Source organism: Halorubrum sp. GN11_10-6_MGM (genome assembly GCF_005435165.1).
Taxonomy (GTDB): domain Archaea; phylum Halobacteriota; class Halobacteria; order Halobacteriales; family Haloferacaceae; genus Halorubrum.
Genome location: NZ_SGUC01000064.1, coordinates 1 through 6982 on the forward strand (window position 1 = coordinate 1; position 6982 = coordinate 6982).

General features: G+C 70.0%; 6 protein-coding genes. 3 read left to right on the forward strand and 3 right to left on the reverse strand.

What is annotated here, in order from left to right; genetic code table 11:
• Positions 1–271 precede the first annotated feature (271 nt).
• Both EXE46_RS15905 and EXE46_RS15910 read right to left on the reverse strand, forming a co-directional pair.
• Positions 272–1225 (reverse strand): iron-sulfur cluster assembly protein, encoded by a 954-nt coding sequence (locus tag EXE46_RS15905; RefSeq protein WP_137689320.1) that lies wholly within the window; start codon positions 1223–1225, stop codon positions 272–274.
• Positions 1225–2286, reverse strand: coding sequence for an amidohydrolase family protein (locus EXE46_RS15910; RefSeq protein WP_137689321.1), 1062 nt, complete (start codon positions 2284–2286; stop codon positions 1225–1227). Before EXE46_RS15910 ends, EXE46_RS15905 begins: the two co-directional genes overlap by 1 nt.
• A 134-nt stretch (positions 2287–2420) precedes the next feature.
• On the opposite strand from EXE46_RS15910, the gene EXE46_RS15915 reads away from it, so the two are divergent.
• The 3 genes from EXE46_RS15915 to EXE46_RS15925 all read left to right on the forward strand — a co-directional run bounded on the left by EXE46_RS15915 (position 2421) and on the right by EXE46_RS15925 (position 5283).
• Positions 2421–3461 carry an NAD(P)-dependent alcohol dehydrogenase gene (locus tag EXE46_RS15915; RefSeq protein ID WP_137689322.1) on the forward strand — a complete coding sequence of 347 codons (1041 nt, stop codon included), beginning with the start codon at positions 2421–2423 and terminating at the stop codon, positions 3459–3461.
• A gap of 63 nt (positions 3462–3524) precedes the next feature.
• On the forward strand, positions 3525–4028 hold the full coding sequence (locus EXE46_RS15920; RefSeq protein ID WP_137689323.1) for a hypothetical protein: 504 nt from the start codon (positions 3525–3527) through the stop codon (positions 4026–4028).
• Between the two features lie 22 nt (positions 4029–4050).
• Positions 4051–5283, forward strand: coding sequence for a thiamine pyrophosphate-dependent enzyme (locus EXE46_RS15925; RefSeq protein ID WP_137689324.1), 1233 nt, complete (start codon positions 4051–4053; stop codon positions 5281–5283).
• A gap of 51 nt (positions 5284–5334) precedes the next feature.
• Here EXE46_RS15925 and EXE46_RS15930 read toward each other — a convergent pair whose 3' ends face one another.
• Positions 5335–6657, reverse strand: a complete 1323-nt coding sequence (locus EXE46_RS15930; protein ID WP_137689325.1) for an NAD(P)/FAD-dependent oxidoreductase — start codon at positions 6655–6657, stop codon at positions 5335–5337.
• Positions 6658–6982 lie beyond the last annotated feature (325 nt).

The following is a 6982-nucleotide window of genomic DNA, read 5'->3' on the forward strand; positions in this document are numbered from 1 at the left end:
ACCGGGGTGTCCGCTCTCGCTCCACAAACTCCAAGTCGATCCACTCGGTACACTCGGTGAGGCGGGCGATTTCTGGCATAGGCACTAGAACTTCGCTCCGCCTCTTCCTTAACTTAACACCGCGGCGAGCGGCCGGCACGGCTTAGAGAAGGAAGGGCACGGCGAGCCCGAGGAGGACGGCGGCTCCGGCGGCGGGGGGCTCGGCGGACTCGGGCCGATCCGCTGAGACCGGCGGAACACGGCGCCGGGCCGCCCGGCCGTCGGCGGCGACTCAGTCGTCGGTCCCGAGCGTCCACGTCGAGGTGAACTCGTCGACGTCACCGTCGTACGCCGATAGTTCGCCGCCCGACCGATCGACGTACGACGCGCCGGAGCCGTCCGGCCCGTCGGGACCGTGCCGCGCGCGGTGGAGCGCGTCGCACACGGCCCCTTGGCCGCCCATGTTCACGCTCGCGAGCCGCGACCGCTTCTGTACCACGTCCAGATCCTCCGCCGGAATCGGCTCGCCCTCCGGCGTCAGGAACAGGGTGTCGTCCGGGTCGGTCACGCGACCGCTCGTCTCGACGCGGTCGAGGTAGTCGGCGATCGGCTCGGCGTCGACGACTATCGACAGCCCGCCGACGTCGACGTGCGCCTCGTCCCCGGCGATCTCGACGGCGGACCGGTCGAGCCCGACGACCTGCTCGGGCTCGACGCCCGCGTCGAGCAGCGTCCGGACCGCTTCGCGCTGTCTGGAGACGCGAGCCTTGTCGGCGATGGCCGCCCGGACCGCCGCCACGTCGCCGTCGGCGTCGGGGAACGTCTCGCCGAAGCCGTCGCGGGCGTTGACCCCCGTCGTGATCTCCGCGCCGTGCATGTGGTCGCACAGCTCGATCCGCGCCTCCCTCACCCAGTCGAGCGCCTCGATCTCGTCGCGTGCGTCGGTCGCCATCATCCACGCGAAGGCGGGCGAACACCACGCCGTCGGCAGCGTGAACCGCATCTCGACGCGGTCGCCGTCGATCTCGATCGCGTCGATGTAGTCGAGCTCGACGATGGAGCGAGCGAGCTCCGGGTCCTCGACCCGGTCGAGTCGCTCTCTGACCGCCGCCGTGCGTTGCGGGTCGTCCGCCGAGTCGGCGGAATCGTCGGTCGAGTCGGTCGGGTCGCCCGTCGCGTCGCCGGTCGGGTCGCTCGCCGCAGCGCCGCCGGGACCGCCCGTCGGGTCCGCGCTGCTCCCCGACATCAGTCCGCCGCGGCCCCCGCGTCGCCGCCGTAGTGCGCGCCGAGGTCGAACCGCTCGGTGATGTCGTCGTCGCGGAACTGCCGCTTCTTCTCCGCGATGTCGATGTCGTACAGCTCGGCGGCGTTCTCGCCCATCACCTTCTTCATCGTCTCCACGTCGAGTTCGACCCCGTACTCGTCTTTCTGCTCGTCGGTGAGCTCCGCGTTCATCACCTGGTCGACGAGCCAGTCGGGGTTCCATAAGGCGTAGTCGGAGCCGAACAGGACCCGGTCTTCACCCAGCCAGTAGAGCAGCTCGCCCATGATCTCGCCGAACTTCCGCGGGCGGTTCGTCGTCATCGCGGAGGCGACCGCGAGCCCGCCGTACACGTTCGGCTCCTGAGCGGCGATCCAACAGAAGTCGTCGAGCCGCGGGAGGCCGACGTGGTTGACGATGAAGTTGAGCTCCGGGAACGACGAGGCGGCGTCGTCGATGTCCTTCACGTCGAACGCGTCGCGGTTGAGCGGGCGGATCGTCGGCCCCTTGTGGGCGTTGATGTTCTCGATGCCGAGGTCGGCGCACTTCTCGAGGAACTCGAACGCCTCGTCGCTGTCGAGCCGCCACCCCTTCGACTCGCCGCGCCACTCGGCGGTGTACAGCTTCACGCCGGGGATGTCGTACTCCTCCTTGAGGTGTTCGAGGTAGCGCAGCCCCTCCTCGCCGTCGCGCGGGTCGAAGCTCCCGTTGAGTACGAACCGCTCCGGATACTCCTCCGCGAGCTCGGCGTTCTGCTCGGTCGTGTTGAACCCCTCGTCGTAGAAGTCGTCGAGGTACGTGGGCTGGAAGATCGCCATGTCTGCCGCCGCGTTGCCGAACAGATCTTCCGTCATCTTGTCCGCCCCGTAGTGGCGATACGTGTCGATATCCCACTGCTTCTCCTCCGGCGTGAACCCGGTGTGGTAGTCGTAGAAACACTGGAGGAACTGCTCGCCCCCTTCGTGGACGATGTTCTCCTGCCGCGCGTCCCACAGGTGAACGTGGCCGTCGATGACGAAGATCTCCTCGCCGTCCATCTCGTACATACGGTTCACTCTGCGTAGTGTTCTCACATAACTATAAGGATCATTCAGGTAAATTACCCGTCCGTTCCCGAGTTTACTCGTCTGCTGATACCATAACGAACGTTTATGATGTGCGATGCGAGACAGTATGTCACATGCAAGCTGCCAGACTCCACGAGTACACCGACGACATGAGCGAGGGGCTGTCCATCGACGAGGTCGACCGCCCGACTGCGAGCGGTCCGGACGACGTGATAGTCGAGGTCGAGGGCGCGGGGTGGTGTCAGACGGACAACCACATCATCGAGGGGATGTGGGCAGAGTACGTCCCGCAGGAGCTCCCGTTGACCTTGGGCCACGAGAACGCCGGTACCGTCGTCGAGACGGGCGACAACGTCGAGCTCGTCTCGCCGGGCGACCCGGTTATCTGCCACCCGGTACAGACCTGCGGCACCTGTCGTCCCTGCCGACTCGGCGAGACGATGTACTGCGAGAACGACGCGTTCAACGGGCTCACCACCGACGGCGGCTTCGCCGAGTACCTCCACACCAGCGAGCGCTCGGTCATCCCGCTGCCGTCCGGGGTCGAACCGATCGACATCGCGCCCCACGCCGACGCCGGCATCACCGCGTACCACGCCGCGAAGAAGGCGGTCGCCGACCTGAACCCCGGCGACCACGCGGTCGTCATCGGCGTCGGCGGGCTCGGCCACATCGGTCTCCAGTGTCTGAACGCGATGAGCGCGGCAAAGATCACCGCGATCGATCTGAAGGAGTCGGCGCTGAGCCTCGCCGACAGCTACGGGGCCGACAACCTTGTGAACCCGAGCGAGGCCGACGTCGCGGCCGAGATAGAGGGGATCACGGACGGGACGGGCGCCGCGCAGGTGCTCGACTTCGTCGGCGAGGACGTGACGACCAGCTACGCGCCCGACATCACCGCCGCCGGCGGCGACCACCACATCATCGGCTACGGCGGCCACGTCCACGAGCCGGCGCAGGCGCTGGTGAACGGCGAGTTCTCCTTCGTCGGCAACATCGTCGGCCGGTACGCCGAGCTACAGGAGCTTGTCGCGCTCGTCGAGCAGGGCGACGTCGACCTCCACACCAGCCGGTACGACCTCGGCGAGATCAACACGGTCGCCGAGAAGCTCGAACACCGGGAGATCGACGGCCGCGCCGTGATAACCCCCTGAGAAGGGACTAGCCGCCGTTTCACTCACGGCAAGAGCTTTCCCCGGCGTGGGTGATGTCGATGTATGGATAGTTCTGATCCGTCACAGGCCGGGACACGCGCGTCCAGAGCCCGAGCGCGCAGGTCTCGGCGCTGGTCGATCTTCGCCGGCGTCTACGCGTTCGGCTGCGCCGTCCTCACGGCCTCCCTGCTCTCCACCGTGCTCGGGGTCTTCGCGGAGGTGATCGGTCTCCCGGCTGCGCTCGCGGTCCCGTTGCTCGCGACGCCGGCGCTCGCCGCCGGAACGGCGGCGTGGTGGGCGCTCGTCGAGCGACGGGGGTCGGTCACGTACGTCCGCGGCGCCGCGTTCGGGCTGCTCACCGCGCTGATCACCGGCGGGTTCTGGACCGCTCGGTTCGCGTCCGTCTGGAGCGTCGAGATGCTGACGGCCGGCCCCGTGCCGCTGCTCGTCGGGGTCGTCTTCGGCGCCGTCGCCGTCGCGGGGATCCTCGTCGGCCTCCCGTTCACCTACGCCCGCCGGCGGCGCCGCCCGCCCGCCGACGCCTCCCCGACCGCTAACTCCTTGTGATCGCGGCCCACACCGATCGCCCATGACCGAACACGGCGCCGACGGCGCCGACGCCGATGCCACCCCCGATTCCGCGACCGACATCGACCCAAGCACCGACACGGACCCCGCGACCGACCCCCTCGCCGACGAGGATCTCTACCGCGTCCTCGGGCCGGACGGCAGTCCCCTGCCGGACGCGACGGTCCCTGACCTGTCGGACGAGCAGTTTCGCGCGATCTACCGGGACCTCGTCGTCACGCGGCGCTTCGACGAGCGCGCGGTGAGCCTCCAGCGGCAGGGGAGGATCGGGACGTACGCGCCCTGCGCGGGACAGGAGGGGTCGGCCGTCGGGTCGACGCACGCGCTCGCAGACCGGGACCTGATCTCCTACCAGTACCGCGAGCACGGCGCGGTCGTCGTCCGCGACCTCCTCGCCGAGTACCTCCCGTACTGGATGGGCCACGAGTCCGGGACGGAGGCGATCGCCGACGGCAACGTCTTCCCGTTGAACATCGGGATCGCGGCGCACCTCCCCCACGCCGTCGGCGCCGCGTGGGCGTTCGACCACCGCGACGAGGACCGCGTCGTCGCCTGCCACTTCGGCGACGGCGCGACGAGCGAGGGCGACTTCCACGAGGCGCTGAACTTCGCCGGCGTGTTCGACACGCCGACGATCTTCTGCTGTCACAACAACGGCTGGGCGATCTCGATCCCCGAGTCGCGCCAGACCGCCAGCGCGACGTTCGCGCAGAAAGCGACCGCCTACGGCTTCGACGGCGTCCGCGTCGACGGGATGGACCCCCTCGCGAGCTACGCGGTCACGCGGGAGGCCGCCGAGCGGGCGCGTGGCGGCGGAGAGGGCGGAACCGGTGGCGGCGCGGTCGACGGCGATGGCCCCGCCCGCGACCCTCGCCCCACCCTCGTCGAGTTCGTCGAGTACCGCTTCGGCGCGCACACGACCGCCGACGACCCGACCGCCTACCGCGACCCCGACGACGTGGATCCGTGGCGCGCGCTCGACCCGCTCGACCGGATGGAGGCGTTCCTCCGCGAGACCGGCCGGATCGACGACGAGGGCGTCGCCGCGATTCGCGAGGAGGCTGACGACGTCGTCGCCGACGCGATCGACTTCGCGGAGTCGGTCGAGCCCGACCCGAGCGACATGTTCGACTACGCGTCCGCCGAGCTCCCGCCCGAGATCCGTCGCCAGCGCGACGAGCTGCTCGCGGCGGTCGAGGAGCACGGAGAGGGGGCGTTTCTGCGGGAGGAGTAGCGGTGACGAGCGGCGGCGCTGCCCAGCGGCGCTCGCGTGCCGCTCCGCCGCCTACAGGTGTTCGCGCGCCGCGGCCGCGGCCTTCCGGCCGCTCTCCAGCGCGCCCTGAATCGACGACCACTCGGTGTAGTCTCCGGCGAGCGTCACCGGTCCCTCCGGGTCGTCGACGTCCGGGAGGTCGACGTGGACGCCCGGCGGCTGCGCGAACTGCGCGAACCGGATTCGGTGGACGTCGACGGTCTCCAACTCGTCGAACTCGCGGTCCGGGAACCACGAGGCGAGCGCGTCGCGCACGTCCTCGCGGAGGTCGCCGTCGTCGCGCTCCAAGGAGTCCTCGCCGAGGAACGTCGCGGCAAGCAGCGCGCGGCCGTCGGGCGCGTACTCGGGCGCGACCTCGGACATGGGCACCACGGCGTTCGGCGACTCGCTCGCCGCGTTGAGCAGGATCCGTTTGCCGGCGTCCGGCGCCGCTGACTCGGGCAGCGCGTACCACCCCGTCACGTTCGGCACGCCCTCCGTCGGAATCGACTCGACGCCGGTGAGCCGCCGGGCCTCAGGGGGCGAGGCCGCGACGACGACCGCGTCCGTCTCGCGGGTCGAGCCGTCCGCGAGTTCGACGGTGGCGCCGTCGGCGTCGGCGCTCCCGGTCCGGAACGGGAGCCGCCCCTGTCCCGCGATCCGGACCGTCTCCACGTCCTCGCCGGTCTCGATGTCGACGCCGGCCTCGCGGGCGCGGTCCGCGAGCGCGGCGGGGAGCGCGACCATCCCCTCCGCGGGGACCCCGATCGACCCGCGGCTCATCGCCCGGAACGTGTACTCGAAGACGTGCTTCGAGGTCGCGAGGCTCCGGTCGAGGGTGATGCCGCCGTAGAAGGGCTCGACGAAGTTCGTCACGTAGTCGTCCGCGAACCCCCAGTCACGCAGGTACTCGCGGATCGGGGCGTCGGGGCCGTCGAAGAACTCGCCCTCGTCGCGGTTCCCGAGGTCGTACCGGAGCGCGAGCGTCCGGAGCTTGTCCGAGAGGGAGACCTCGTCGTTCAACAGCGAGGGGACCGCGGAGCGCGGGTCGCGGAGCGGGTCGCCGAGCGTCGACCGCGACCCGGGTCGGCAGATCGTCGCGCCGGGCGCGAACGGCCGCAGGTCGAGGTCGTCGAGGCCGTCGGCGCCCAACTCGCGCTCGACGGCGGGGTAGCTCGAAAAGAGGACCTGGAAGCCGCGGTCGAGGGTGAACCCGTCGACCGTCTCGGTCCGCACGCGCCCGCCGATGTCGGGCCGTCGCTCGTACAGCGTCACGTCCGCGCCCGCCTCCGCGAGCCGCGTCGCCGCGACGAGCCCCGCGAGCCCGCCGCCGACGACCGTGGCGTCTCCGTTCATACGCGACGTATCGGGTTGCGGGTTTATAAGCGGTCGATGACGGGCCGGTCCCGATCACCGCCGAAGCCCCAGTCGCTCGGCGATAAATTGCTGCCGACGGATCGGCGGCGAACACCGCCAAAGCCCCAGCCGCGGGGCGAGCGCACACTCGCTGCGCGCTTCAGTCGCTCACTACGTTCGCTCCTTCCAGTGCTTACTTCGTCTGCGCTCGCCCCGCGGCTGCCCCTTTGATTCCCACCCCGCCCGGCACCGCAACCGCACCTCATCCCTCCCCAGTCTCGTCGTCCTCCCTTCGGTCGGCCAACTCCCTCGCGCGTGCTGTCCC